Annotated in this window: 26 protein-coding genes and 1 pseudogene; 18 read left to right on the top strand and 9 right to left on the bottom strand. The window is 38.2% G+C overall.

The annotated features are described in order from the left end of the window. The first annotated feature begins 615 nt into the window (after positions 1–615). From csx18 to cas2, 3 genes are read left to right on the top strand one after another with little or no spacing between them, the layout of a single operon-like run. Positions 616–879, top strand: a complete 264-nt coding sequence (gene csx18, locus F8S12_RS09690) for a CRISPR-associated protein Csx18 (RefSeq protein WP_196516086.1) — start codon at positions 616–618, stop codon at positions 877–879. A gap of 46 nt (positions 880–925) precedes the next feature. Further along, on the top strand, positions 926–1918 hold the full coding sequence (gene cas1, locus F8S12_RS09685) for a CRISPR-associated endonuclease Cas1 (RefSeq protein ID WP_196516085.1): 993 nt from the start codon (positions 926–928) through the stop codon (positions 1916–1918). Next, positions 1919–2197 carry a CRISPR-associated endonuclease Cas2 gene (gene cas2, locus F8S12_RS09680; RefSeq protein ID WP_196516084.1) on the top strand — a complete coding sequence of 93 codons (279 nt, stop codon included), beginning with the start codon at positions 1919–1921 and terminating at the stop codon, positions 2195–2197. It begins immediately after the preceding gene. Positions 2198–2429: 232 nt separating this feature from the next. Here the strand turns inward: cas2 and F8S12_RS09675 are convergent, their stop codons facing one another. Then, entirely contained in the window at positions 2430–2693 is a 264-nt protein-coding gene (locus F8S12_RS09675) for a helix-turn-helix domain-containing protein (RefSeq protein ID WP_196516083.1), read from the bottom strand. Between the two features lie 96 nt (positions 2694–2789). Between F8S12_RS09675 and F8S12_RS09670 the strand changes: the two genes are divergently transcribed. The 7 genes from F8S12_RS09670 (at position 2790) to cas5 (ending at position 9559) form a co-directional block, all read left to right on the top strand. Continuing rightward, positions 2790–3101 carry a hypothetical protein gene (locus tag F8S12_RS09670; protein ID WP_196516082.1) on the top strand — a complete coding sequence of 104 codons (312 nt, stop codon included), beginning with the start codon at positions 2790–2792 and terminating at the stop codon, positions 3099–3101. Continuing rightward, positions 3094–3378, top strand: a complete 285-nt coding sequence (locus F8S12_RS09665) for a helix-turn-helix domain-containing protein (protein ID WP_196516081.1) — start codon at positions 3094–3096, stop codon at positions 3376–3378. Before F8S12_RS09670 ends, F8S12_RS09665 begins: the two co-directional genes overlap by 8 nt. 105 nt (positions 3379–3483) lie before the next feature. After that, the gene (locus F8S12_RS09660) at positions 3484–4785 is read left to right on the top strand and encodes a hypothetical protein (RefSeq protein WP_196516080.1); all 1302 of its coding nucleotides are present in this window, start codon (positions 3484–3486) and stop codon (positions 4783–4785) included. Positions 4786–5641: 856 nt separating this feature from the next. Then, entirely contained in the window at positions 5642–6334 is a 693-nt protein-coding gene (gene cas6 / locus F8S12_RS09655) for a type I-MYXAN CRISPR-associated protein Cas6/Cmx6 (protein ID WP_196516079.1), read from the top strand. Further along, positions 6307–7911: a type I-MYXAN CRISPR-associated Cas8a1/Cmx1 gene (cas8a1, locus tag F8S12_RS09650; RefSeq protein ID WP_331001377.1), complete on the top strand. Its 1605-nt coding sequence runs from the start codon at positions 6307–6309 to the stop codon at positions 7909–7911. Before cas6 ends, cas8a1 begins: the two co-directional genes overlap by 28 nt. Before the next feature lie 40 nt (positions 7912–7951). Further along, positions 7952–8914 carry a DevR family CRISPR-associated autoregulator gene (locus F8S12_RS09645; protein ID WP_196516077.1) on the top strand — a complete coding sequence of 321 codons (963 nt, stop codon included), beginning with the start codon at positions 7952–7954 and terminating at the stop codon, positions 8912–8914. Between the two features lie 12 nt (positions 8915–8926). Further along, positions 8927–9559, top strand: coding sequence for a type I-MYXAN CRISPR-associated protein Cas5/Cmx5/DevS (gene cas5 / locus F8S12_RS09640; RefSeq protein ID WP_196516076.1), 633 nt, complete (start codon positions 8927–8929; stop codon positions 9557–9559). 641 nt (positions 9560–10200) lie between these two features. On the opposite strand, the gene F8S12_RS09635 is transcribed toward cas5, so the two are convergent. The 7 genes and pseudogenes from F8S12_RS09635 to F8S12_RS09605 all read right to left on the bottom strand — a co-directional run bounded on the left by F8S12_RS09635 (position 10201) and on the right by F8S12_RS09605 (position 18488). Further along, positions 10201–11154, bottom strand: coding sequence for a TnsD family Tn7-like transposition protein (locus F8S12_RS09635; RefSeq protein ID WP_230967911.1), 954 nt, complete (start codon positions 11152–11154; stop codon positions 10201–10203). 13 nt (positions 11155–11167) lie between these two features. Continuing rightward, positions 11168–12835 (bottom strand): ATP-binding protein, encoded by a 1668-nt coding sequence (locus F8S12_RS09630; RefSeq protein WP_196516074.1) that lies wholly within the window; start codon positions 12833–12835, stop codon positions 11168–11170. Further along, entirely contained in the window at positions 12822–15050 is a 2229-nt protein-coding gene (locus F8S12_RS09625; protein ID WP_196516073.1) for a DDE-type integrase/transposase/recombinase, read from the bottom strand. The genes F8S12_RS09630 and F8S12_RS09625 overlap by 14 nt, the downstream gene beginning before the upstream one ends. Positions 15051–15055: 5 nt before the next feature. After that, on the bottom strand, positions 15056–15877 hold the full coding sequence (locus F8S12_RS09620) for a TnsA endonuclease C-terminal domain-containing protein (RefSeq protein WP_196516072.1): 822 nt from the start codon (positions 15875–15877) through the stop codon (positions 15056–15058). 149 nt (positions 15878–16026) lie between these two features. Beyond that, positions 16027–16293 (bottom strand): annotated as a pseudogene (locus tag F8S12_RS09615) (magnesium chelatase domain-containing protein); the annotation flags it as partial. Positions 16294–16415: 122 nt separating this feature from the next. Continuing rightward, complete coding sequence (locus tag F8S12_RS09610; protein ID WP_196516071.1) at positions 16416–16994, bottom strand: Uma2 family endonuclease; 579 nt, start codon at positions 16992–16994, stop codon at positions 16416–16418. Positions 16995–17051: 57 nt separating this feature from the next. Next, positions 17052–18488 carry a carotenoid oxygenase family protein gene (locus F8S12_RS09605; protein ID WP_196516070.1) on the bottom strand — a complete coding sequence of 479 codons (1437 nt, stop codon included), beginning with the start codon at positions 18486–18488 and terminating at the stop codon, positions 17052–17054. Positions 18489–18889: 401 nt separating this feature from the next. Between F8S12_RS09605 and F8S12_RS09600 the strand changes: the two genes are divergently transcribed. From F8S12_RS09600 to F8S12_RS09585, 4 genes are all read left to right on the top strand, one after another. Next, a complete protein-coding gene (locus F8S12_RS09600; RefSeq protein WP_196516069.1) occupies positions 18890–19924 on the top strand; it encodes a YihY/virulence factor BrkB family protein in 1035 nt (344 codons plus the stop codon). Positions 19925–20194: 270 nt separating this feature from the next. Beyond that, positions 20195–20746, top strand: a complete 552-nt coding sequence (locus F8S12_RS09595; protein ID WP_196516068.1) for a DUF421 domain-containing protein — start codon at positions 20195–20197, stop codon at positions 20744–20746. Between the two features lie 40 nt (positions 20747–20786). Next, the gene (purB, locus tag F8S12_RS09590) at positions 20787–22082 is read left to right on the top strand and encodes an adenylosuccinate lyase (protein WP_196516067.1); all 1296 of its coding nucleotides are present in this window, start codon (positions 20787–20789) and stop codon (positions 22080–22082) included. Between the two features lie 160 nt (positions 22083–22242). Continuing rightward, positions 22243–22797 carry a DUF4126 domain-containing protein gene (locus F8S12_RS09585; RefSeq protein ID WP_196516066.1) on the top strand — a complete coding sequence of 185 codons (555 nt, stop codon included), beginning with the start codon at positions 22243–22245 and terminating at the stop codon, positions 22795–22797. A gap of 171 nt (positions 22798–22968) precedes the next feature. On the opposite strand, the gene hemH is transcribed toward F8S12_RS09585, so the two are convergent. Beyond that, positions 22969–24135: a ferrochelatase gene (hemH, locus tag F8S12_RS09580; RefSeq protein WP_196516065.1), complete on the bottom strand. Its 1167-nt coding sequence runs from the start codon at positions 24133–24135 to the stop codon at positions 22969–22971. A gap of 95 nt (positions 24136–24230) precedes the next feature. On the opposite strand from hemH, the gene F8S12_RS09575 reads away from it, so the two are divergent. From F8S12_RS09575 to F8S12_RS09560, 4 genes are all read left to right on the top strand, one after another. Next, positions 24231–24854 (top strand): class I SAM-dependent methyltransferase, encoded by a 624-nt coding sequence (locus F8S12_RS09575; RefSeq protein ID WP_196516064.1) that lies wholly within the window; start codon positions 24231–24233, stop codon positions 24852–24854. A 103-nt stretch (positions 24855–24957) separates the two neighbouring features. Next, positions 24958–25476, top strand: coding sequence for a DUF29 family protein (locus tag F8S12_RS09570; protein ID WP_196516063.1), 519 nt, complete (start codon positions 24958–24960; stop codon positions 25474–25476). Between the two features lie 4 nt (positions 25477–25480). Beyond that, complete coding sequence (locus F8S12_RS09565; protein ID WP_196516062.1) at positions 25481–26002, top strand: DUF29 family protein; 522 nt, start codon at positions 25481–25483, stop codon at positions 26000–26002. A 4-nt stretch (positions 26003–26006) separates the two neighbouring features. Beyond that, positions 26007–26528, top strand: coding sequence for a DUF29 family protein (locus F8S12_RS09560; RefSeq protein WP_196516061.1), 522 nt, complete (start codon positions 26007–26009; stop codon positions 26526–26528). Positions 26529–26532: the final 4 nt, after the last annotated feature.

The following is a 26532-nucleotide window of genomic DNA, read 5'->3' as shown; positions in this document are numbered from 1 at the left end:
ATTAATTCCACTTCTCCGAAGAGAAGCGACAACGTTATCTCTGAAGTAATTGGAGAAGATATAGTTAGTTTCCATTAATTCCACTTCTCCGAAGAGAAGCGACTATCTCAACAAACCCACGATGCCCTCAAAGTTAAATGGTTTCCATTAATTCCACTTCTCCGAAGAGAAGCGACTGCGAATTCTTAGGCGTTATGACCCGCTCTGAGATGTTTCCATTAATTCCACTTCTCCGAAGAGAAGCGACATTTCTATTACTTCAATCAACGGGGTAGATTTCTAGTTTCCATTAATTCCACTTCTCCGAAGAGAAGCGACCCCTCTTATTTAAACCCTTATGGTGTCTGATGTCCAGATGCCATTTGCGGCGGGGTCGGTGAATAGAGAAATTTTTACCTTTACAAGGAAATATAAAAACCCTGAAATCCTTGTACAGAGAGACATCGGCAGGGTCAACGAGAACATAGGCATTTCCAAGTTTTGCCGACCCCGCCGCAGGTAAATTAAAAAACTTAGTAAATTTGTCATTCGCATGAAACCACTAGCAGGATCTCAAACCAGCACCTACTTTTGAAGTATGGATAAAAAAGAAAGAAGCATCAAACATCATAATTTATGTATATCTCTTCCCGCGCTGCATTAATCCGTAATCTTGGAATAGCCTTACTCAACGGTGCTATCACTTTAATTATCCTGTTGATAGCACCTTTGGGGCTAGCAGCAGTAATCATCAATACAATCTTGATTACCATTGCCAGCTTTGTGAACGCTACAGCAGGTGATGCTGTAGTGAATTTTTTGCAACCATCCCAAATTAAAACGTTGCAAGCCGAAATCATTTCCCAACAGTCACAACTGACCAAAGAAAGTAAAAAATAACTAACAATATTTTAAGCGTTTTCCTTTGATATTATCTTGAAATTTTATGCGGACACTGTACGTCTCCCGACAAGGTTGTTATATCAGCCTCAAAGCAGAAACCCTAATTATCAAACAAGGAGAAACTATTCATGGCGAAGTACAATTACCATTGCTGGAACAAATACTAATATTTGGTAAATCTCAAATCACTACCCAGGCGATTCGTACTTGTCTATGGCGAAATATCCCTATCGCCTACCTATCCCGCATGGGATACTGCTATGGTCGGCTCATGCCAATTGAACGAGGATATCGTCAATTATCTCGTTATCAGCAACAATTAACAGCAATCGAACGCTTGTTAGCAGCTAGAAAAATTGTCCAAGCCAAACTGAAAAATAGCCGTACATTTTTACAGAGACAACAACGGCGTAACCCATCCGAAACGACTGAAATTGCTATAAAAAGTTTAGAAGTTTTGGGACAAAAATCAGGAGAAGCTGAAACGATAGAGCGATTGATGGGATTAGAAGGGGCTGGTGCAGCGCAGTATTTTTCAGCCTTCGGTGAATGTTTAAATAATCACGATTTTGTATTTTTAGCGCGTAGCCGCCGTCCCCCAGGAAATCCAGTGAACGCCATGCTGAGTTTTGGCTACCAAATCCTTTGGAATCATTTGTTGACACTAATTGAACTTCAGGGGCTAGACCCTTACTACGCTTGTCTACATCAAGGTACAGAACGTCATGCTGCTCTTGCTTCCGATTTAATTGAAGAATTTCGCACTCCAATTATCGATTCTCTGGTACTTTGGTTAATCAATAGCAAAGTCATGGATACTCAAAAAGATTTTGAATATCATGATGGAGGTTGCTATCTGAATAACTTTGGTCGCCCAAAATATATTAAATATTTTTTACAACGCTTGTCAGAAGAAGTACAAAATTCTCAGGGAGAAAAACAACCTCGTTGGGATTTAATGACACAGCAAATTAAATCTTTTAAAGAATTCGTTTATCAGCCTAGCAAACTCTATAAGCCTTATGAAATTCGTTGAATGCTATTTTATATAATAGTATATGACATACCTTGCGATAAAAGACGCAAAAAAGTGTCTGATTTATTAGAAGGATATGGTCAACGAGTGCAATATTCAGTATTTGAATGTGTTCTTGACCAAAATAAATATAATGAACTGCGAAAAAGACTCCATAAACAAGTGAAAGTTTCAGAAGACAGCGTGCGGTTTTATCCCCTCAGCCTACACACCTTTAACCAAATTGAAACTTGGGGAGAACCACCAGTTACAGAACTCCCAGGTTCAACTATTATCTGATTTACTCCTCTTCGGTCACTCTGAAGAGAAGGAAGGTGCATACGAACGCCGATGGGGACTAAATAAAAAAGGTCTTGAAATTTCAACACGATCGTAGCTGAATGCAAGCCTTAGCGCACCAAGAAGCAATTACCGTTTGTTCCTGACGAATTTGGCACTTTATTAAATAGCCTGCTCAGATGTATAAGTGTCTGAGTTTTATGATGAATCATGAAATGCAGTATGCAACTGCTCAATAATCCTTCCGTGGTTCATTCTCAACCTGAATGCCGTAATTAATGAACATTGCCGGGATGGATATGTCTAGGGCGTTTGCTAGCTTTTCCATAGTTTCTAACGAAGGATTCAACTCACCTCTTTCCAGGTTGGATATGTAAGTACGATGAAGTTCAGCCCGTTCTGCTAGCTGCTCTTGAGAAAGATCCAGTTCACGCCTACGTCGTCTGACCGCTTTGCCAAAGCGCTGTTTAATACTTAGTTCATTTTTTTCACTCACTGCACAATGTTCAAAAAGTGCAGGGGATAAGTCTACATATTATAAATAACTAATTGTAGTGTATAAATAACATTAGAGATTAGTGCAAAAAATTTTATGCCTGAAATCCCCCTTCAAATACCGCCAGTTGCCTTACCAGAGCTTATTCCCAGCGAATTACCTCAGCAGAGATTTCGTCTCGGTGAATGGGTGCGATGGTTTCAAGTACCCAACGGTGACTTTGGCCGCGTCATCGGAGTAATCTACACCCAACAAGCCAGTTGCATTGCCACTGGCTTACATTACTTGGTTCTTTTAGATGAGCGCAGTCCCTCTCGTGACGCCTGTAGCTGTGACTTCGCTTTTGAGGAAGATATTGAACCCCTGGATAACTCATCATTGGAAGGGCTTCGGGGCAATCATGTTTGAAGCCCAAAAACCTGAGCAGTTGCTAGAACTGCATAACCAAATGTTCATGTCCCCCCAAGATTTTAGCTATCGTTGGGGATTGGGTTACGAAGAATTAGCAAAAATCTGTGCCATCTCTAAATCGACGGCTTATCACTGGTTGGGTGGACAAGCCAGCCGCCGAGAAGCTGGATTACCTTACCAGAGAATTATGGCTGTGGCTGATTTTCTTTTCACCAACGCCGAAGTAATTAACCCACTGTTAGAACAGTGGCATAATCCTCAACACCCGAATTAATCCTTCAGTTTTTGCAAATTGACAAAACTTTTCTTCATCACCTTGACTGACATAAAAAATAGGTAGTAGGGTGCAATTTATCGTCACCAGCCTACCCACTGTTCCATGAACCGCTCCAGCAATGACTCCTATTACCTGCCCTCCAGTATTGAATTGACAGAAAACCATGTCTTGATTCATCGCATGGCAATCCCTCTCAAAAATGCCATCAGCTACTTACAACAATTTCCCCACTCAGAATATGAGGATATTTGCCGGGATGCTTTTGAGCTAGGATTTCTTTGCTTGCAAACTGCTCAAACTCGTCAAGGCAATGAATTAATTAAGCAGCAGATGGAATCTTTATTGGTGGAGTTTCAGCGGTCGGTCAAAGTAATTGCAGAGTCTTTCCAGCAGGAATTAGTTAATCAAGTAGGGACAGATAATGGCCAATTATTAGCTCCACTCCAAACTCAAATTAATCTCACTTCAGCCATCCTCAATGAAAAACTCAATAGCGTCAGCACTTTGCTTACACAGGAAATAGACCCCGCCAGAGAAACTTCTGTTGTTGGCCGCTTTCTGAATTCATTACGTCAGTTATTAGATGCTAAACGCTCTGATTCCATTCAAGGCGCATTTAAAGCAGCATTAATAAATGCCACTAAGGAAAATGGTACTCTGGCTGCGGCAGTTAAAGATGTGGTTTCTGAGTCTGTCAAACCATTAACGGAACAAGTGGAAAAGCTGACCAGAGAAATTCGAGATCAACAAGTGACACAACAAGTACTTGAGCAGACAACTGCAAAAGGCATCAACTATGAGGAATTAGTTGTTGTCGAACTGCGAAATTGGTCAAAGTTGAGTGGAGTAGAGGTGGAGCATATTGGACGTGATGGGGATACTGGCGATATTCTCCTAAAGTTCACCAGTAAATCGTTAGCTGTAATTGAACTGTCAATAGTGATTGAAGCTAGAAAACGACCCTCAAAACCTTTTGGTCGCCAAGCAATCACTCAACATTTACAATCAGCAATGATGCGGCGTTCTGCAAATTCGGCAATTTTTTTAAGTTATTCGCGTGAAGGATTAGCACAGGAAATCGGTGATTGGGCAGAGGGTGTTTCTGAGTCAGGTTATTGGATTGCCACAACTCATCCATTTTTAATCATTGCTATCCGCTTTTTGGTGATCCAGCAAAGGTTAAATAAATTGCGTAGCTTTGAATCAGAACTGGATGTGACTGCTGTTGAACAACAAATTCAGCAGATCCGCACAGCTTTGGGACGAATCAGAACTATAAAAAAATCTCTGACGGAAATTGGGAAGGGTGTGTCGGTAATTAAAGTTGAGGCAGATGCGCTGAATGCAGATATTCAATCAGCGATGAAATCAATTGAGCAAACCCTGAGTATAAAATTAACTTGAAAGCTAAATTAGCAATCTGTGACAGTTACAATATTTAAAACAGGAAAATAATGCAACTTTCCTGATAAAACTATCAAATTTAAATTGCTCAGATGCTTATTAGATAAGCATCTGATGTCGAGAAACTAAATTTAAATTATTTATTATTTTGTTAAAACACAATTATAATTAATATCTAATTCAATTTGTCTTAACACTTGAAAATTAGTTTATACCATCATAAAAAGCATTTTCTATTTGGAGTAATATAATAGCGTTTATAGTGCTTTAAATATTTTAATAAATAAAAATAAAACATAAAAATAAATATTAACTTTAATATAAAGCTTGCCTAGCAAGGATATTAGGCTTATTTAATATTTCTTAAAAAGCTAATTTTATTGGCATTTGATTATAAATATATTGAGTATAAGTGTATGATTTCTACCTTATTATCATACACTTAGTATTTTTATAAATGTTGATATTCGACTGTTAAAAGATTCAGTATATTTTCTTATTTTAAATAAGATGAACCTGTTATAAGTTGTTATTAATCTAAAAGAGCAATATCTTGATGCCTAAATATTTTCAAACAAACTCTTACATAGTAGACAGAGCTTGTATGGATATTTGTATAGTTGATAATAATGGTCGGATTGTACGTCCTTGGGTCACAGTAGCGATAAATCCTGTTTGTCGTACTGTATATATAAGCTGGATAAGCCTAGAGCAGCCAGGGATAGAACAAATTGAACATTGGCTAAGAAATTAAAAATGTAATATGCATTTAATATATCTGTTATCAGATAAATTGAAATATGCCAGCTTAGTCTGAAGGAACAAATGATTTTAGAATTTTAAAAAAGGAAAATACATGGCAATAGATTACAGGCTAACTGTTGATAACTGCTATAAAGAAACTTTAGCCTGCACCAATAGAAAAGAATTTTTAACCTGCCAGCTTCAGCTTATATATGCAGATTTAAGTTTTAGAGCAATTGGTCAGATTATAGCAATAGATCATTGCTATCACTTGTATTCTGGAATTTCTAAGTTTCAACCTAAACTCCATGATTCAAAAGTAGTAAGAATTTGTCGTATTACAGGTAATCCTGATAAGTTTGGTAAACTTCATCTCAACCAAAATTCTAGATTACGGATTCGCCTACCTGTGGATAAAATACCATTATTTTATTCGCTGGCAGGAAAATCACTCAGAATTGGTGAAGATACTATTAGATTAAGTATTCCTCAAATTGAGCTACTTCAGCCTACAGAAAAATTGCGTTCACGTATAGTCATTATTAAAGGTTGCCAAGAACCCAAGAGTTTTTTAAAAGTAGCACAGCGCCAAATAGAACAACTAGGGATTAAAGGAACGGTTAATATTCAAGCTAATTTTGATGGAACTCCAAAACGTAGAACTATTAAAGTTAAAGAATCTACTTTAGTGGGATTCGGATTAGAAGTAAAGCATCTTAGTGAGGAAGATTCATTAATCTTACAAGCATATAGTATTGGTGGAAAGCATAAAATGGGATGTGGGTTTTTCGTTCCACTAAAATAATTATTAGAAATCAGAAAAAATTTAATTGTATTTCAAAAAAATGTTTTAGAAAGCATCATAGTATGTCTATAGCGAAGAGTTCAGTTAAATCGAGAATACGATTAAATCTAAGTGATCCGAGCTTAACTAGATTACACATTGCGGGAGTAGCAGGATTATGGATGACACTAGGACAACTAGAAAAACTATATCCTGAATCTGCAAAGCGTCCTAGTAATTTAACTTGGTCACGGACTCCTCATTCTATAAGTCTTGACTGGGATGGAGAAGAAGATTTCATAGTTTTAGACTGGTTACTGAAGCAATCATTTAAAATTAGTGATGAGGGTTTAATTGACCTGCCTGGGGTAAATTCTCAAACAGGGAGTATTCAAACCAAAATAATTAAGCATCTAGGAATAAGAGGAACGTTTCTTCAGCATAACAAGTCTTTTAAATCCGCTGGTAACGTATCTACAGTGTTAATTGATGAAATGGAAGCTATTGTCCTTTATAAAAAGGTAGATGAATATGCACACCAAGTTTTCGCAAAACACCTATGCAACAAACAAGGTCAGCTTTTACAAGAGCCAATAGGTATAGTAGGTTGGCTTTATCCGGGAGCAGTAATTCGTCATGAGGTTTTTCGTGAAGAAACTAAGTTTCATGAAAAACCGGAACTGGCTTTAGCACTGTTATTTGCTCCTGTTGCTTGTCACTATTTCGTTTTGGGATCTCACTTGGAACAGGAAAAGCCTCATTTTGCCCTAGTAATACCCCAAGTAACTAACTTAGAACTTTATGCTCAACATTGTTGGAATTTAACTGACTTAGATTTTGACTACTTTTATGCATCTAGTTTGGGAGATGCAGGATTAAGATTCTTGACTTATGAAACAAATGTACAACAGACTGCATTTAATCCAGTAGGACGATGCCAGGTAATACTATTTGGAAAGGCTGCTTGGTCAAAGCAGCAAAAAACTCGTACAGAAATAGTAGTTTTGCAGGCAAGTGAAACAGTTAATTCAGTTTATAAACTTAGTTGCATATTTTTTCCAAACTACCAAAATTTTAAATTTAAAAATGAAACACCTATTATTGCAAATATACTTAGAGGAATAATTGCAGACAATTTAGCAAACAGCTTGTCTTGGTGGTTTAATTTATCTACAAAGCTTCAAGATAATCATTTATTGGAACTCAGTAATGATGATAATCAAGGAATTTACAAAATGATATCTAATTCCCAATGGGATATAGAAACTCAAAAACTATTCATCAAATGTGTTCATGAAACATTAAAAATAAGATATGCGAAAATTTATGCTCAAACTAAGGAAGATGAATATGTTCAAATTGAAAGAGAAAATATCCGCATTGTATCTCAGCTAAAGCGTTGTACAAATGCTGTAAATTTCCGAAAATTTATTGCAGAGTTTTGGGGGAAAACAGGGCATAATCCAATTTTACAAGAACATTTAGATGAAATACTATCCATAACTTCAGGAATAATGGATTGGAAAATAGCGAAGGATTTAACTTTTATTGCTCTTGCTAGTTATCCAAAAATCAAAACAACAGAATCAAATATATAGAGACTGTGTGATTAATAATAATCAATTTAGGAAAATTTAAATGTTTCATTTGTTCGGCAATATTTTGACTAGTTACGGAACCGCAGCTAATAATCGGGGGGAAAATGAAGGTAATGTAACTCCTTTACAAAAATTAGATTGGAAAGGTGAAGTTCACACTACGGTTTCATCTGAGGCGATTCGTTGGGCATTACGGTACTATTGGCAAAATTTTGGCTATCTGGTAAATAGACGTTGGGATGAGAATGCTCAACCAGTAGCGAATCATATCATGCAAGACCACAACTTTGATGATATTCGCTTCATTGATGATGATGTTTTGGGATTTATGCAGGCAGAAGCAGCAAAAGTGGAAGCGTCAGATGAGTCTGAAGGCGAGTCCGAAGGAGCATCTCAAGATGAGAACAAAAAAATTTCTAAAGGTAAGGATAAGCAAACTTCTCCACGTAAGGGCAAGCAAAAGCCTAAAGGAAAAATAATTGCTAGACGAGGTGTATTAGAAGTTACTCGTGCAGTATCAATAATACCCTTTATGGGAGACATTACCTTTAATGCTGTTAGTGGAATTAAAAACCGAAATTCTCTTTATGCTACAGAGATTCATGCCACTCGTTATCAATATGGTTTTGCATTGACACCTGATAGCCTTAAAGATAAATCTCGCATCCATGCTGTCTTAGATGGCTTGATTTCTATTGGTGAAGTGGCGGGAAATCATGCTCGTTTTTTGTATGATTTCTCCCCTGAAAGTATAGTACTGCGGTGGACACATGATTCTTCGCCTCGTTTTCTATATTGCTTTGAAGAAGATGAACGAAGAAATATCACAGTTCCAGATTTAGTTCGACGTGTCGAAGCTGGAGATATTGATCCAAAAGAATTATGGATAGGAGGAGCAATTTCCAAGAATATAGAAGATTTAGGAGCAAATGTCTTTCCGGGAGTGAAAGCCGCAGTAGAAGCATTAAAACAGGTTATATCTGAAGATTTAGAGTTACTTTGAGGAGCTAAGAACATGACGACAATTGCTTTGAAAGTTGAAGTACCTGTAGCTTGCTTTCGCCAATCTCGCGCCAGGGAGTATGTGGAAACCTATCCAGTACCGCCACCATCTACAGTGTATGGGATGTTGCTTTCTATGATTGGCGAGATGAATCGTTATAGGCACTGTGGAACTCAGTTAGCAATTGCACTCCTCTCTGAACCTAAAAAATCTACGGTAATTCGGAAGTTTCATCGATTCAAAAAACTGGATATCAACGCTCCTAGCAATATTAAACCTGATTATCAGGAATTATTGACGAATATCGAATTTGTTGTTTGGATTATTGCAGGTACAGATAAATCAAAACCAACTTTGCCAGAACGTCTACATTTGGCATTGACTAACCCTGCTTCTATCAACCGTTTTGGTGGACTGTGCTTGGGAGAGAGCCGCGATCTAGTTAATTCTGTTACCATGTTTTCTGAAAAATATGAAGGCCAGTCGTTTGAGTGGTTAGTTCAAAATGAAGAGGGTTTGCTAACCCTACCTTATTGGGTTGACCACGTTGGGTCACAGGGAACACGATGGCAGCGTTATATGCTGCAAAAATCCTTGGGGAGGCAACCACCTGAATTATCGTGGACTGTAATCCAGACAGCTTAGATAATATTCACCTCGAATTACATCTCATGTTACCTTGCCCAATACGGAAAAATTTTTCAGAGGTGTATTGTTTCAATTAACAAGAGAGTATGTCAAACATTTTTTGCAAGGATGCCTGTTTGTAGAGTCAGGACAAGAGGATAAAGCATCTGTGTTCCTTGCTAAATGGAGTATTCAGCAGTTTCAAGCTGATTTAAGGTGCTTGCAATCTCTTGAAACACTAACAGGATAAGCTTTTTTAGCTTGAGATAAAGGGTTAAACCATTTCAGTGTGTCAATTTCGAGATGTTTTGCGGCAGGTGCTTGTAATCTTACCTGGAGGTAGCTATGAATCAATAAGTTTAGGGATTACCCTGCTTCAATATTAGATTGCCTTTAGGCGTTGATCACCACCGGAACAAATCATAGCAAGTTGTTCTGGGGATCTGCTTCAATATTAGATTGCCTTTAGGCGTTGATCACATTTGGTAAAACTTTCTCTTCCTCAAGCCACAAGCCTGCTTCAATATTAGATTGCCTTTAGGCGTTTAGAAACGAAATATTGTGATTAATTTCACTCCTGCTGATTTAGCTTTTCAATATAAGATGTCTTTAGGCGTTTTAGCATAATAATTGTTAGTTTTTCAACAAAGAGCTAACAATTATTGTGCTTTAAAAAAATCTTCAATAGAATTAGCCAAAAATTTTATTATTAAGATATGCATTACACGGTCTATCACTGGATTAAGGTCACAGGCAAGTAGACAATTACTCAAATATTTGTCTGGGTTTTTTATTCTTTTTGGATTAATGGCTTCTAAAAAATCTTGTCCGTAATATGCCAACACTGCGTTATAAAATTCTTGCTCATGAAATATAAATTTATCTTTAGAGAATACGGTTATAAAGTTTTTATTAGTTAAATAGGTCTTATACTGGCTACGAAGCCAGGATAAACCTTGAAAAGTGAAATTATTATTAATCAGCCATTCAATATCATTAGCAAATACTAATAGCTTTTGTAGAGTTGCATCATTGTAAATTGTTGTGCCTGTGTTTAGTGGACAGTTATCGTCACTTGGAGCATGATAATGTATTTCTTTAGTTTCTATTGGGACTAAACTATTATTCAAAGGTATTCGATGAATGGGACAAACAATTACACCAGGGATTTGGTGTAATCTATGCCAATAAGGTTCTCCATACTTTTGTGTATCTTCTCCCACGCAGGAATGACAAAACTTTAAATATTTTGTTGAATTACCACCAGAACCATTAGTCATCTTAGCAACCTCTAAAATAGACTCATTGATTTTTTTACTCATTGAGCTTTTCAATAACCAAGCTTCTTGTGGCATTAATAAAATTGCATAAAAGGGATATAAGGTATGTTTTTGCAGTAAATTATTAATTGTTTGCTGGGAAAGTAAAGATAAATTATTAACTAAATGATTTAAGTTATTAGTTAAAGTAACTTTGCATACTTGTTGAGAACTGTAACCAAATAGTTCTAAGTCAGTTTGCTTAAAACTTCTATTACCACTGCGAATGTGGTATCTGGCTAAACCACTATATAACAGTTCATCAGGATACAGGATTGGGAAAAAACTAAGCATCAAAAAGCTAAATCTAAATATTTATAAAATCTTTGATTGGATCTTTAATTATACCAGCCATTTTCAAATACTCGTATGCAGATTTTTTATCTTTCTTTGCATTCTCAACAATTAGCCGAATGTCATTTTCATGATACTTTGGCTTTAATTTAGTATTTTCCGTACTTGTATTAACAACTTTCTCATTTATTTGTCCTCCGCCCAAAGCAAGAAAATATGCTTTATCTACTAAAGATGGAATGTCTGAATCTTCATCGCTAGAAAAAATTACTTGTTCCGCACATTGTTTTGCTTTATGAGCATCTATTTTCAAGTTCAAAAGCTCAATAATTACATAATTTAGCTTTGGCGATACTTTCTGCTGAGTCTGTTGTTTCTTAGCTAATCTCCGAATCTCTTTCAAATCTACAGACTCAAGCTCATATAGGCATTTTTGTTTATACTGTGTAATATCGACAGGAGTAATATCTTTATATTTCATCATACGTTCCTTATCCCCTGACCTAATTGCATCTAGCATTGGCTCGACTAAATATAGTCCGTCTTTAGCAGCTTGACGAATTAAATCAACAGTAATAATTTCTTCACTACGTAGTGAAATTGCTTTCCATTGAACCATTTTGTAAAGTTTGACAGCAATATCAATAATCCCCTGGCTTTCATTATAAAAAATTTCATTTATTTCATGGGAAAAAGGAACAGGTGTTTTTGTCCATTGATATTCCCACATTCCTTCCATAAAGAAATACCATTCTTCATCATTTATCATTCTTTCCCAAATTACACTTCCTTCTCCCGTACTTCTTCTGGCATTTCTAAAATTACCTTGAAGAATACTAATAGCTTCATTTGTGCCAACACGAATTACTGGAATTCCAATAGTATTATCCAGTTTTACTAAAAAATCTAAAATTTCGGCACGACTCCTTGTTGAATTTACCAAATTTTGTATTTCATCAATCACTAAAACTCCTAAATGGTGAGTGTGTGCTACTTGTGCAAGTTGAGCCAGGAGATAATCTTCAGAGTAGTATCTTGGATTAAATTTTCGACATAAATTAGTTCCCAACAATTTATCGATGCCTGCAAAAATATCTGTACATAAACCCTTTAAAGTCTTAGGACACTCTACCTGCAACCAAACTATTTGGTATACACTATACTCAGGATGACAAATTACTTGAGGATAAAGCTTAAGGATATTTATAAAATTTGTGGTCTTTCCTATCCCTGATGAGCCAATTAAAGTTAAGCCAGAAGCAGACGTAGGAAGATTAACATAGTTTTCTAAGTTTTTACCTCCTCCATCTTCTATTGCATTATAAATTTGTCTTGAGCGACTTGCATATTCAGGTTTTAAAGGATTCCGAGATAGATACCCCGTCATTATTACCACAGAAATAAGCTTTTGTAACTCAATAGTTTTAGCTTGGGGATCAAAATATCTAGATAGCCTCTCGACGCAATGAAATCTATAATGACTTTCTAAGTTCCTGTCTTGATCGTCCCAAAATGGTATTTTCGTTACTTTAGCTGCAAATTCTTCTGCCGAGAAAATAGGGGGTAGTGCTTGAATCAATGGATTGGCATTGTATTCTGGAAGTTTTTGATCTATGTATTTGGCAATAACTGCTAATTCTCTATTAGGAATTCTAACAAGTTCACCCTCATTGTTTTCCATGCTTATGCTCCTCGCGATTTTTCTTTAGAATATCCAGATAGTTTGGTTGTAGTGAGTTTGGCTGTTCTAAGTTCTCCGGTTCACTATCCAAAGCCTCAGATATACTCTGCTTTTCTTCGATTGCTAATTCAAATCCCTCATTTTCACGTCGTTTAGCTTTTTCAAAAGCCTTATGTTCTCTAATACCAGCAACTTTTTTGCTCTTACTTAGTTGTTCATCCTGAGCAGCCTCAGTCATGTTTTCTGCTTTACTAACTCTATGTTCTATATCTGCTAGTAAATCAACTTTTTCTTGTAATGTTTTACTTTGAGTTTTCTGCTTTTGCAATTCTTCATAAGCAAGCAGATACTCAATATCATAAAAATTTTTATTTATATATCTACCTTCTAGATCAATAAGAGAACATTTTTCAAAATTTCTCCCATCCTCTGATGGAAGGTAGATGAAATTCGGATTCCTAATATCATAGGAAACTATTAACGACTTCTCTGATTTAGAGAGCATATTGCTTCTAGCTTTTTCAAACCATTTTTCCTTTTCTGCTCGATCACAGATATAGTACATATCCTTACCTCTGAGTTTAATGCCTTTAGGGGTGATGGTGGCTTTTTCAGTTGGCATTAGGTTCAATTTCACTATATCTTCAGGAAAGGTTCTGAGTCTACCAGAGCGATTGGCGATACCCCACTTCCATAACTCTCTGGGTATAGGAGGTACATCATCAGCAATCATCGCTTCATCCCGTTCATATTTATTAAGACGATTATTATTGTGCCAAATAATTAAAAGAATAATAATTTCAGTAAATTGGTCTATATCGAATTTAGCATCCAGTCGATAATCTCTTGCGCCTCTTTGTCTAAAATCTGTATCCACGTAACCAGGTAAAAAAGGCTTCACATGCTCATGAATAGTACGAAAATGCCTTTCAACTAAACCCTTCCAATCTGCTCGGTAGGAAGCTGTATTTTCGATACGAACATGCAGATTAGGAATTAATTGCTCTACAGCCATTCCTGCCAATTCTCCCCTGTCTCCTAAAATTGCATCCGGCATTTGATTGCAACACCATTCTTCTTCAGTAATATTAATGTTATATTCCTGACAAAACATGACTTTATTTACGGCTACATTAGCTAAAGCCATCATTGCTCCTATCCAAGACGGCCCCTCTAAACCGACATAAAAACCCGTTATCATTCGACTAAAAACATCAATAATTATGTATATAACTGGTCTACCAATTATCCAGTTACGATTGTATTTAGAGAGTAAATATACATCTCCGACTGTTGCATCAATTTGGTATCGAGAGCCAGGGCCAATAGTTTCCATCTTAGAGGTTCCCAAAATAGCTCTATTTTCAAGAGCAAATTTCTTCGCTCCTATTCGAGATATCAAAGTTTTTGTGACATCATCTTGCTCACTTTTATACCAATACCTGAATTGAGTAATTGTAGGTATTTCCTCAGCCGGAGTTAAAATAGGTTTTATAACACCATTCTCGTCATATCTGATTCCTTCTTTGTAATATTTTTTTACCATCAAATCATAGGCAGTTGTTAAATAGTTTTCCTTTTTATTATTGTAAAATTTGCTAATAGCTATTCTAAAAATTTTCCTATCCTCTTCCGTGACATTAACCCCTTCACTAATTTCTGGGTCGTATGAATATTTTTTAGGTCTTCCTCTTTTCTTGTCCGAATTTCCTCTAATTTTACCCTTACCTGATGAATTCATAAAATCAGGTATCAAAGCATTTTTATTTTTTCCCCTTTGCCAAAAGCGTCTCATGTATCCATAAATAGTTTTTTCTACTAACTTGTCTTGCTCTTTCCCTTCGTTATATTTTTTAATAACTTGCTTGACCAGAGAACCTCGAGTATTTCTATAATATATTGAAGGTTCTTGTACAATTAAAGATGAAATTATTTCCCAAGCTTTATCTCTATACTCCTTTTCTCTGTCTGTTAAATTATCATCACGAACTATTCTTGCCCAAGGGTCTTGTTTTTGCTTAAATGCAAGACCTTCTGACATAGCTTCTAAAATTTCAGATACTTTCTTAGGTTCTGGCAAACCTTTTTGAGAATTAATATTAAGAACAAAAGCAATAATATAACCTTCATCTATCCATAGAATTCTCTCAATCAAGCAATTATTTTCATTTAATTGCCATTGAATCAGGTCATTGACAAATAAATCTTCATTCATTTTATTTATTCACCAAGTATTTCTATGATAACTTTGCTGGAGGGACAGTCAGATATTTTAGCCTCGACCATATCTATAATGATTTTTTTGGTGGCAATCAAATGCTTAAAAAGATAAAGTGATGTACCAGACTCTATATTCATTTCTTTATCTAAAGCAGCAGTTATTGTATTGATAGTATTATCATTTTCCTGAAGCTTAGATTTTAAAAGATTTGCTAGTTCAAGTAATTGATCTAGATCCATCTCAGAATTTGCTTCTAATCTATAGGCAGAATGAATCCATTCAACATTCTCTGCGAACAACCTTGAAATATCATTTTCTGTAACAATTGCCCAGTCTATACCTTTTGTTAAGTAATACCATCTTTCTAACTCAAATTTTTGAGCTACTCTCTCTTTGTCTAGCTCCGTTGATGGCTTAACTGTTCGAGCAATCTGAACCTGCTTTCCATTTTGGTTCACTGTAAGCATGAAGTCAGTTGTTAAGATATGAGGAGTAGCAGTTTTATCATCTACAGGATACTTTATACCCATATCTGTAGCAATACTCATTGCTAGGTCAAGGTCGTCTAGAGGAAATTGCTCTCTTATATCTGTGACGACATCTGACCACTCGAATAAATAAAATAATCGTTTTTCGTGGTCTGACAACAAATGATGTACTCGGTTGGTTTTCCAACCAGGAGTCCTAGACGACCGACCTTTCGAGGGAAAATCTTGGATTGTAATCCAGGGCTTATAGTCTTTACCGCTCCCCCGCCCACGACCTTCTTTTCTATAGCGCTCAAATTTGGCTTGTGTCCATTCTCCTCTGCCTCTAACCATAAAAATAACCCCTGAGAGTGATCGCATATCTTCTTAATACAAGCGTACTCTGTAAAGGGTTATTGTTTAACCGAATTATTAATTGTTTAGCCGAATTATTAATTGTTTAACCGAATTATTAATTGTTTAACCGAATTATTCCTCCACACCAAAATTCCCACACTAATAGGCAAATCGAAACAGGGGCCTTCTTTGCGTAAATCTGCGGGAGTTAAATTGATCACAATCTTCCGCATGGGAAAGGCAAAACCTGCATTTTTCAAAGTTGCCTTGACTCTTTCTCTTGATTCTTGAATCGCTGAATCTGGCAGTCCCAAGATCACAATTCCCGGTAATCCTCCTGACACATCCACTTCTACGCCTACTTTAACGGCATCGATGCCCACAATTGAAGCACTCCAGACTCTAGCAAGCATTTCTTATATAAGAGTAAACCTTTCAAATCTCTAGCAGATGAGTCGGCGGATTGGCATTAGTGAAACCACAGAGACGGTTTTTGGTTGAGATCAGCTAATGGGCATTTAAGTTGAAAGTGAGATTATTCTTGAGTCTCAAATTCCACTTTATCGTAAATATCTGATAGAGAGATTTGAAATTGAATAGAGGAGAGAATTAAAATATTATCCTTATCTTCATACTCGGAAAAAATCCATTTTTTTTCGTCGGTTTTAGAATATTGTTCTACATGATTTTTGTACTGATCAATCAGAACATATTCTTGAAAACTGGGTATGGTGCGATAAGCCGCAAATTTTTCATCTATGTCATAGTTTCTGGTAGATTTAGATAGCACTTCAGCAATAATCAAGGGATTAGTAATTGTATCTTTACGTCCCTCAGAAAATTCTAATGAACCGGCAACAACCATGACATCAGGATATGTATGAATTTTCTTTTTGGGAATCCATAGACGTTGATCAGTGACGAATGCTCGATAAGGTTGTTGCTTCAAAGCAAAATTGAGGGCTGCATAAAAATTACCAGCTATTTGATTGTGATTTGGTGTTCCACCTGTCATGGGTATAACTTGACCATCTATATATTCATTGCGATACTCGGAAATGACTTCTAGTTCTAGGTATTCGGTGAGGGAATAGTGGGGTTGTTCTTGTTGCATAAGCTTTGTTTTTAACGCAAAGGGACGCTGAGGGAACCGCAGAGGAACGCGGAGGGGTTATGATGCTGGGTTCCAGGTGCCGTGAAAGCTGTGGGGAATGACGCTGGGTAATCCGAGTTTGCAAACGGGTTTTGTATCTAGGCGATCGCTATCAAATACCCAAACTTCGCTACTATGAGAATTAGCATCATAGACAACGGTTAGCAACCAACTTTGCTCAGGGTTTTGGATGTCTTGGGCGTGGATAGGTTCGGAAGGATAGCGATTTTCTCCTAAGTCTGCTTCGGTGAGGGTTTCGGTTTTGTGATCAAAACGGGCGATCACATTTAATAATTCTTGGCTAATATCTTTTCCTGTCTGGAGTGTTGACATATATGTGTACCGAGAAGCTTGCCCGACGTTTTGCTGTGGTACAGTTGGAAATTCACAATGTCGGTTTAATAGTTGCTGAATTGACGTAACTTTGCTCGTTTGAGGATGCAGATGAACTCGCGTTAATGTACTTTTAGCTGGGGTGTGAGTCTCACCTGTAGCTACTTCCTTGAGATATTGGTTAGTTTGAAAATCTTCATAACGGGCGATATCTACAATTACTGAGCCACTAGCATCTACATAACCGTTAGCAAAATGCCATTGATACCAAGGTTCGGTTTCTCCACGACTGACTACACATAGGGAAACCCTATCAATAACTAAAATCTGAGTTCCTAATCTAGGTTGCCACTCTACCGAATCACTATAGTTGTTTGTCCCTATTAGCAGGGGTAAGATATTCAACCGCACTGGCGGAATGAAAAATACAATATACTGTCCTGCTAAAATAAAATCATGCACCAATGGTACACCATCTAGTTTGTATGCGGCTTGTTGGATAATTTTGCCAGTGGAATCGCTTTTGTAAATATTAAGCGTTGCATTTAATCCAGAACTGATACCAAAGTTAAAAATCTCCCCTGTTTGCTTGTCACGCTTATAATGTGCGGAATAGTTTAATCCTTTGCTTAACCCTCCTAAATCATCTTCGCCCGATGTTTCTAAAGTTTGTAAATTGAGGGCGTGGGGTTTACCAGCTTCCCACAGCGCCAAAAGTTTATCTGGAAGTGCTAGCACCGAGGTGTTGGCAACATTCTTGATGGGCTTTTGCCATTGATTCCAAATTGGCCCCGGTGCAGTCATGCCATAATTACCGTAGAGTAGTTTACCTGCTGCGGCTTCTTCTTGATAGCCAGAGGTTTGCACGTAGCGATAAACCCCGGTGGCGATACCTTGGGTAAAATTTACAGCCAGAATTGCCCCATCTCCATCAAACCAGTGTCCCATGTGAATGCCACCGCGTTCTAGCCGTGCGACACCATTGCGGTAAAGTGTGCCACGTAAACCATCTGGAATTTTGCCAGAGAGAATTGGCAATTGCGTAACGGGAAATTCTTTTGCTGGTTGGGCGATCGCACTTGCCCAGGCTTTTTTTGTTGACTTTTTATCAATGGTATGCATAAAGGTACTTTAAGCGTAGTAGCTACAGCTTTAATTTTTCTAATGATAGTTTTTGGTGTGGTAACAGCTAAAGATTTTCCAGAAACTCCTCAACAGAGACTCTAGCTTAATCAAACGCATTGTACTGGCGTGGCACAGCTAAAATAGTGCGTTAGATGTAGGTTGGGTGGAGCGGAGCGCAACCCAACACATATCAGGATGTTGGGTTACGCAAAGCCTCCACCCAACCTACAATTTTTTTGCAACATTTTAGCCTTGCCACGCTAGTACTGTGATCATAAAGTTCTAAATTCCTCCTCAAGGACGCTTCAGAAACTCCCTTGGGAAGATGACGATCCTAAGCAAATCAGTATCCAATATATCAGGGACAAAGCAACATCCCCTAAAAGGAGACTGACGCAATGAATTTGCAGGCAATTGGGCAGCTATTCCAAGAAACCTTTAAGGAATGGAGTGAGGATAAAGCCTCACGGTTAGCGGCGGCGTTAGCTTATTACACGATTTTTTCGATCGCACCGTTACTAATTATTGTAATTGCGATCGCAGGCGCAGTATTTGGAGAAGAGGCGGCAAGGGGTCAAATCGTTGGACAAATTCAAGGTTTAGTCGGCAAAGATGGCGCACAATTTATCCAAACGGCGATCACAAATGCTAACAAACCACAAACAGGTGCGATCGCCTCGATCATTAGCGTTGTAGTCTTGTTGTTAGGTGCTACTGGTTTATTTACCGAGTTACAAGATGCCCTAAACACGATTTGGGAAGTGAAACCGAAACCCGGACGCGGTGTTACCAACATGATTCGCCTACGCTTTTTGTCCTTTGCGATGGTCATAGGTATTGGCTTTTTACTTTTAGTTTCTCTAGTAATTAGTACAGCGTTATCAGCATTAGTAACATACTTTAGTAGTTTACTCCCAGGTGTCGATTTTCTCTGGCAAATTATCAGCTTCATCGTCTCTTTTGCCATTACTACATTACTGTTTGGACTAATTTTTAAAGTTCTGCCAGATGTCAAAATTGCTTGGAGTGATGTTTTAGTTGGAGCTATTCTCACCTCTTTTTTGTTTTCCATCGGCAGGTTTTTGTTAGGACAGTATTTAGGTAATGGCAGTTTTGGTTCAGCTTATGGTGCAGCTGGTTCACTGGTGGTAATCTTAGCTTGGGTTAACTACGCCGCCCAGATTCTTTTTTTCGGTGCTGAATTTACCCAGGTTTATGCTAGAAGACATGGAAGTGGCATAACCCCAAATAAAAATGCCATGCCTCTCAATGATAAAACTTCTACTCCTGATGAGATGAAGAGCAATGGTACTACTGAAAAAAAGCAAAATAAAAATAATAAACAGTTATTTTCTAACTTAATGAATCGCCTCATGCGGTCTTTTAGGCAACCTAAGCGCTTGAAATCTAGAAGAAAAAGGCAGTACTTTTAATTACTCAAAGGATACACGTTATTTTCCTTGGCTGTAGTTAGCTTATAGCTAAATTGATGTAGGAAATAAGCCCATATCCAAGGCAAGGTTTTCTTACCTTGCTTTTAAATCACTCGAATCACGGACGAAATACTTTTATCATCCTAAGTATTTTCATTAAAAAGTGAGTAAAACCTATAGCTTGTTCAAAAAGAAAGTTCTAGCCTATGTAGATAATTTCCCGTATTATGAATGAGATTTAAATACTATAAAGACAGAAACTTAATGTTGATGAATAAATGGTTTTTTATCGATTGGCAGGCAATCTTTATTCCTAGTATCAGTATCTTTGAGTTGATTATTCGCGGGTCATTGGTCTATTTGGCACTATTTTCAGTACTACGCGTACTTCCTAGCCGACAACTAGGAACTCTAGGAATTACTGATTTACTCGTAGTTGTATTATTTGCTGAAGCTGCTCAAAACGCTATGGCGAGTAACTATACATCAATTACTGAAGGCGCTATCCTGGTAGGAACTGTGATTTTTTGGAGCTACTTGCTGAACTGGTTAGGTTATAAAATACCCCAGTTCCAACGTTTCCTAAATCAGCCACCTCTGCTACTGGTAAAAAATGGTCGAATGATTCAGCGTCATCTGCAACGAGAGTTAATTACAGACGACGAGTTGATGAGTAAGTTACGTCAGCAAGGTGTGGAATTTTTAGCAGATGTGAAGTTTGCATACATGGAGGCTGATGGTCGCATTAGTATCATCACCTCGGACTCGAAAACTAATTGCGTCCCTGAGCAAAAAGTAGAGTTAAAAAGCGATCTACCCTAATTAAATTGTAAAATATGACGGTTGTATTCTGTGCCGGACTGTGATTGAGCGTTATACTCTGCCCGAAATGGCTACTTTGTGGAGTGAAGCCCATAAGCTAAAAACTTGGCTGCAAGTAGAAATTGCTGTTTGTGAGGCTCAGGCTGAATTGGGTTACATTCCGTCTCAGGCGGTTGAGGAAATTAAGGACAAGGCAGATTTTGACCCAAAACGGGTGCTGGAAATTGAGGCTGTAGTTCACCACGATGTCATCGCTTTCTTGACAAATGTTAATGAATATGTTGGTGATGCCGGACGCTATATTCACCTGGGTTTAACCAGTTCTGATGTACTGGATACGGCTTTAGCACTGCAATTAGTTGCCAGTCTGGATGTGTTGTTGCAACGTCTGGAAGATTTGATTGAGGTAATTCGCCAAAAAGCACAGGAACATCGTCATACGGTGATGATTGGTCGATCGCATGGTATTCACGCTGAACCGATCACTTTTGGTTTTAAGCTAGCTGGCTGGTTAGCAGAAGTGTTGCGACATCAAGAACGCTTAAGAATTCTTCGCCAAACGATCGCCGTGGGTAAGATTTCTGGTGCGGTGGGAACCTATGCTAATGTTGAACCGCGTATAGAAGCGATCGCTTGCCAAAAACTCGGACTCAAACCTGATACGGCCTCAACACAAGTTATTTCCCGCGATCGCCACGCCGACTACGTGCAACAATTAGCTTTGGTAGCGGCATCCATCGAACGTTTTGCTGTGGAAATTCGTAATCTGCAAAAAACAGACGTTCTGGAAGTTGAAGAATTCTTTGCCAAAGGGCAAAAAGGCTCCTCGGCAATGCCACACAAGCGCAATCCCATCCGTTCGGAACGGCTGACAGGAATAGCGCGACTCGTCAGAAGTCATGCCGGTGCAGCTTTGGAAAACGTTGCTCTCTGGCATGAAAGGGATATTTCCCACAGTTCTGTAGAACGGGTAATTTTGCCAGATGCTTGCACCTTGACGCATTTTATGCTATTGGAAATAACCGACTTAGTGAAAAACCTGTTGGTCTATCCTGAGAACATGGAACGGAATCTCAACTGCTACGGCGGCGTTGTGTTCAGCCAAAAAGTGCTACTTGCCTTGATAGACAAGGGAAGTAGCCGAGATGAGGCTTATGCGATCGTTCAAGAAAGCGCTCACGCCGCTTGGAACAAGCCGGAAGGCAATTTCCAGAACTTGATTAGCAAAGACCCACGTGTTACCCAAAAGTTATCCCCAGCCGAACTAGAGGTCTGTTTCGACCCCCAGCAACATCTACGGCATTTAGAAGAGGTTTACAAACGGCTGGATATTTAGTTTGCTTGTAGTGAGCGCTGAAGCGCTTACTACTAACTTGTTACCCAAAAATCCGTAAATTTTCAGAAAATTGTCAGTTTAATGCTGTAATTTTTGTGAGTTCTGGGTAGTATAAATAACAAATATCTATCTATACTGTATTAGTACTTCGAGTGCCTTGATGATTGAAATCTTAGCCACACTTTCTGCGTCTGCGGCAGCAGGAATGAGAATAGGAACACCTCTGCTGATTATTGGATTGTTGCAGGGTGGTAACTTGTGGTCGCAAGTTCCAATTTTATCTCATATTTCTCCACCAATATTATTAGCCTGCCTCAGCTGTTGGTCTTTATTTGAATTATTAGCCTCCAAAAAGCTATGGGGGCAAAGATTGCTCCAACTGGTTCAGTTATTAATGTCTCCCCTCGTGGGGGCAATTATGGGGTTAGCAGTAGCTACGGCAACAGCAACACCAAATTGGCTGATTGCCTTAACTGGCGGTTTGTTAGCTTTGGTACTCCAGCTAGTTCAAGTTGGTTGGTTCTATCGCTTACGCGGATTACCGTTGTGGGCAGTCTTTCTTCAAGATACCTTATGTATTGCTCTAGTACTTTTTGCCTTTGATGCTCCCTGGCAAGGAGGATTAATAGCTTTACTTCTGCTCTGGTTTGCACTTCGTAGCGCGAAGCAGTGGTATGACTGGTATCAAGGGGATAGGGCATATGGGACAAGGTAGATGAAGGAGCAGGATAGGAGAAAGGGGGAGTTGAGGGAAACTTACCGTAAGTCTTTCTCCTCTGTGCAATGCTCAATGCCCTTCAGGAGTGCTGAGTTGGGAATCTCACTTCTTCACTCAGAACTCGGAACTCGGAACTGTTTTTGCCCAATGCCCAATGCCCAATGCCCATTACTGCAAAAGTCCAATCATGTGCAAGAAGCCTTGACCGGTAATCAACTCGATGATTAAAGCAATGAAACCCAGCATGGCAATGCGCCCATTCCATACTTCAGCACTGGTAGTTAGACCCCACTTCCAACCTTCTTTGGGATACATTTTTACGATTTTTTTCATTTGGGCAGCTTGCGAAAGCTTAAAACTGGGGTTTTTTAGCGCATCAATCACTAAGTCTGCGAGTGCATTAATAAATACTGGATTAGTATTGGGAGCAGGTACGCGACGGAAGTTGTGAATTCCTGATTCTTCTGCTACTTCCCGATACTCAATATCAATTTCTTGTAGTGTTTCAATGTGTTCTGAGACAAAACTAATAGGCACGACAACCAAATCTTTCACGCCTTGTGCGCCTAGTTCTTTAAGGGCATCTTCAGTATAAGGTTGAAGCCATTCTACTGGGCCGACGCGACTTTGGTAAGCCAAGGTGTGAACATTGGGTCGATTGAGGGTCTGCATAATCAGGGCAGTACATTCTTCAATTTCTTGCTGGTAAGGGTCGCCAGCTTCTTCAACGTAGCTTTTAGGAACGCCGTGAGCGCTGAAGAATATATGAACCTCATCTGGATTAGCAAACTGCTCAAGTTCCTGGGCTATGAGTTCCGCCATTGCTTGGAGGTAGCCTGGTTGTTTGTACCAGGAAGGAATAACGGTGTAATCAATGCTTTGAAGTTTTGGGTCTTCTTGCCAAAGCTTTTCTAAAAGCCGGAAGCTCGAACCACTAGTACTGATAGAAAACTGGGGATATAGTGGTAATATTACCAAGTGTTCTATATTATCTTGCGTGATCTGTGCGATCGCTTCTTCTGTATAGGGATGCCAATAACGCATTCCCACGTAGATATTAGCTTCTTGTCCCAAATAACCCAACTGTTTTTTGAGAGCTTCACCTTGCTCTTCTGTGATTCGCCGCAGTGGGGAACCACCACCGATTTGCTTATAGTTTCCTTGAGATGTTTTGGTTCGCCGCGAGGCAATAAACCAGGCTAGGGGCTTTTGCAACCAGCGAAATGGTAGGCGAATAATTTCCGGATCGGAAAATAGGTTGTACAAAAATGGCCCGACATCTTCAAGCTTATCGGGGCCACCGAGATTGAGTAATAAGACACCTACACGACCCATAGCAGTTACCTTCCCCCAATCTTTTCAGGTTTTTTACTAATTGTTAACAATATATCTTTAATTAAATATAAAGCTTAATAGCAAGGAAATATGCAATGGCAACAATTTTAAGGAATTGGAGTTACCGCTATCAATGGCTATATGATGGTATTTCGCGTTTAGCAGCCTTTAGTGTAGGTGGAGAAACCCGTTTTCGGAAACTTGCTTTGCAAGACTTAATAATTCACTCAGATACTCAAGTCTTAGATTTATGTTGCGGCAGTGGTCAAACGACACAATTTTTGGTAAATTTATCACAAAATGTAACAGGATTGGATGCTTCACCCAAGTCTTTGCAACGGGCGCGGCAAAATGTACCATTAGCTTCCTATGTAGAAGCTTTTGCTGAAAAGATGCCATTTGCAGATAATCTGTTTGATGTGGTGCATACCAGCGTCGCACTACATGAGATGCAGCCTCAGCAATTACGAAAAATTATTAATGAAGTTTATCGGGTGCTGAAGCCAGGCGGGGTGTTTACGCTGGTGGATTTTCACGCTCCGACAAATCCGATATTTTGGCCTGGGATATCACTGTTTTTGTTGTTGTTTGAAACGGAAACAGCTTGGGAATTGTTGAAAACTGATTTGGCTGGATTGTTAACTGAGAATCAGTTCAAAGTAAGTCAGCCAATTTTATATGCAGGTGGTAGTTTGCAAGTGATACAAGCGAAGAAGTAAAGATACTGCATGAACAAGAGCAGGTATCTTACCTGCTCCATCAATGAATGAGGAGTAATTGTTATATTGAAATTACAATGATGAAATTTTGAGGTGAATAAAAATGACGCAGGAATTAATAGACCTCAGAACTTGTATACAGGAAGGACGTTACGCAGATGCTTTGGCAATTGTTGATGAATTAGAGGGAATGAGCAAACAAGCTATTCTGCGGAATATCCAAGCTTATTTAAGGATTCTGCTGATTCATTTGATTAAGAACCAACTAGAACAAAGGTTAACAAATTCTTGGGTTGCTTCTATTCGTAATTCAGTTCGAGAAATTAAAAAGCTGAATATCAAAGACAATAAAAAATCCTATTATATCAATTTAAACGAATGGGATACCTATATTGAAGATGAAATAGAAGCAGCAGTGCGTGATACTAGCGTGGAAGTTTTGAATGGAATGTACAATGAATTTCAACTGGTTGAAATGGTGGATAGAAACCAGATTACTCAGACTGCTTTGGAGTTTTTGGCGCTAACTTATTCTTATTCAGCTAAGGAGTTACCCGCAGTTGTAGCTGAAAATTTAACTCAGTTAATCGGTGGAGAAGATTGGAAAGCAGGTAGACAGTAAAAAAATGACGCAAGAATTAATAGACCTTAAAAAGAGTATTTTGGACGGACGTTATGCAGATGCCTTGGCAATTGTGGATGAATTAGAGGGAATGAGTAAAAAGGCAATTCTGCGTCAGATTAAATCGTTTTTAAGGATTTTGCTAATTCATTTAATTAAGAATCAAGTAGAACAGCGATTAACAAATTCTTGGATTGCTTCTATTCGCAATGCTATCCGCGAAATTAAAGAAGTGAATATCAAAGATAATCAAACATCCTACTACGTTGATTTAGACGAGTGGAAGAAATTGATAGAAGAGGAAGTAATTGAAGATGCGATCGCAGATACCAGCGATGAAGTAATGAATGGAGCATATAATCAATTCCAACTGGCTGAAATAATAGATAGAAATCAGATTATTCAGACTGCTTTAAACTTTTTGGCACTAACTTATTCTTATTCACCTAAGGAGTTACCCACAGTTGTAACTGAAAATTTAACTCAGCTAGTCGGTGGAGAAGATTGGAAAGCAGGTAAACGGTGAAAAAATGACGCAAGAATTAATAGACCTTAAAAAGAGTATTTTGGACGGACGTTACGCAGATGCCTTGGCAATTGTAGATGAATTAGAGGGAATGAGTAAAAAGGCAATTCTGCGGCAGATCAAATCGTTTTTAAGGATTTTGCTAATTCATTTAATTAAGAATCAAGTAGAACAGCGATTAACAAATTCTTGGATTGCTTCTATTCGCAATGCTATCCGCGAAATTAAAGAAGTGAATATCAAAGATAATAAAACATCTTACTACATTGATTTAGATGAATGGGAGAATTTAATAGAAGAGGAAGTAATTGAAGATGCGATCGCAGATGCTAGCAATGAAGTAATGAATGGCAAATTTACTCGCTCTCAGTTGTCAACGATGCTAAATAAAAACCAGATTTCAACTACAGCAATTAGTTTTCTGGCTTTAACATATACTTATTCGGCAAAGGAATTACCAGCGATTATGGATGATTATCTTAGTCAGCTAGCTAATGGAAAAGATTGGATAAATCGGGAAAAATAAAGCG

The organism is Nostoc sp. WHI, assembly GCF_015714725.1.
Classification (GTDB): Bacteria; Cyanobacteriota; Cyanobacteriia; order Cyanobacteriales; family Nostocaceae; genus Nostoc.
The sequence above is the reverse complement of the archived record's forward strand: the minus strand, read 5'-3'. Positions and strand labels throughout refer to the sequence as shown.

Coding starts and splice junctions, on each gene's coding strand:
- csx18 (WP_196516086.1), top strand. CDS start 616: ATGTATATCTCTTCCCGCGCTGCATTAATCCGTAATCTTGGAATAGCC.
- cas1 (WP_196516085.1), top strand. CDS start 926: ATGCGGACACTGTACGTCTCCCGACAAGGTTGTTATATCAGCCTCAAA.
- cas2 (WP_196516084.1), top strand. CDS start 1,919: ATGCTATTTTATATAATAGTATATGACATACCTTGCGATAAAAGACGC.
- F8S12_RS09670 (WP_196516082.1), top strand. CDS start 2,790: ATGCCTGAAATCCCCCTTCAAATACCGCCAGTTGCCTTACCAGAGCTT.
- F8S12_RS09665 (WP_196516081.1), top strand. CDS start 3,094: ATGTTTGAAGCCCAAAAACCTGAGCAGTTGCTAGAACTGCATAACCAA.
- F8S12_RS09660 (WP_196516080.1), top strand. CDS start 3,484: ATGAACCGCTCCAGCAATGACTCCTATTACCTGCCCTCCAGTATTGAA.
- cas6 (WP_196516079.1), top strand. CDS start 5,642: ATGGCAATAGATTACAGGCTAACTGTTGATAACTGCTATAAAGAAACT.
- cas8a1 (WP_331001377.1), top strand. CDS start 6,307: ATGTGGGTTTTTCGTTCCACTAAAATAATTATTAGAAATCAGAAAAAA.
- F8S12_RS09645 (WP_196516077.1), top strand. CDS start 7,952: ATGTTTCATTTGTTCGGCAATATTTTGACTAGTTACGGAACCGCAGCT.
- cas5 (WP_196516076.1), top strand. CDS start 8,927: ATGACGACAATTGCTTTGAAAGTTGAAGTACCTGTAGCTTGCTTTCGC.
- F8S12_RS09635 (WP_230967911.1), bottom strand. CDS start 11,154: ATGCTTAGTTTTTTCCCAATCCTGTATCCTGATGAACTGTTATATAGT.
- F8S12_RS09630 (WP_196516074.1), bottom strand. CDS start 12,835: ATGGAAAACAATGAGGGTGAACTTGTTAGAATTCCTAATAGAGAATTA.
- F8S12_RS09625 (WP_196516073.1), bottom strand. CDS start 15,050: ATGAATGAAGATTTATTTGTCAATGACCTGATTCAATGGCAATTAAAT.
- F8S12_RS09620 (WP_196516072.1), bottom strand. CDS start 15,877: ATGGTTAGAGGCAGAGGAGAATGGACACAAGCCAAATTTGAGCGCTAT.
- F8S12_RS09610 (WP_196516071.1), bottom strand. CDS start 16,994: ATGCAACAAGAACAACCCCACTATTCCCTCACCGAATACCTAGAACTA.
- F8S12_RS09605 (WP_196516070.1), bottom strand. CDS start 18,488: ATGCATACCATTGATAAAAAGTCAACAAAAAAAGCCTGGGCAAGTGCG.
- F8S12_RS09600 (WP_196516069.1), top strand. CDS start 18,890: ATGAATTTGCAGGCAATTGGGCAGCTATTCCAAGAAACCTTTAAGGAA.
- F8S12_RS09595 (WP_196516068.1), top strand. CDS start 20,195: ATGAATAAATGGTTTTTTATCGATTGGCAGGCAATCTTTATTCCTAGT.
- F8S12_RS09585 (WP_196516066.1), top strand. CDS start 22,243: ATGATTGAAATCTTAGCCACACTTTCTGCGTCTGCGGCAGCAGGAATG.
- hemH (WP_196516065.1), bottom strand. CDS start 24,135: ATGGGTCGTGTAGGTGTCTTATTACTCAATCTCGGTGGCCCCGATAAG.
- F8S12_RS09575 (WP_196516064.1), top strand. CDS start 24,231: ATGGCAACAATTTTAAGGAATTGGAGTTACCGCTATCAATGGCTATAT.
- F8S12_RS09570 (WP_196516063.1), top strand. CDS start 24,958: ATGACGCAGGAATTAATAGACCTCAGAACTTGTATACAGGAAGGACGT.
- F8S12_RS09565 (WP_196516062.1), top strand. CDS start 25,481: ATGACGCAAGAATTAATAGACCTTAAAAAGAGTATTTTGGACGGACGT.
- F8S12_RS09560 (WP_196516061.1), top strand. CDS start 26,007: ATGACGCAAGAATTAATAGACCTTAAAAAGAGTATTTTGGACGGACGT.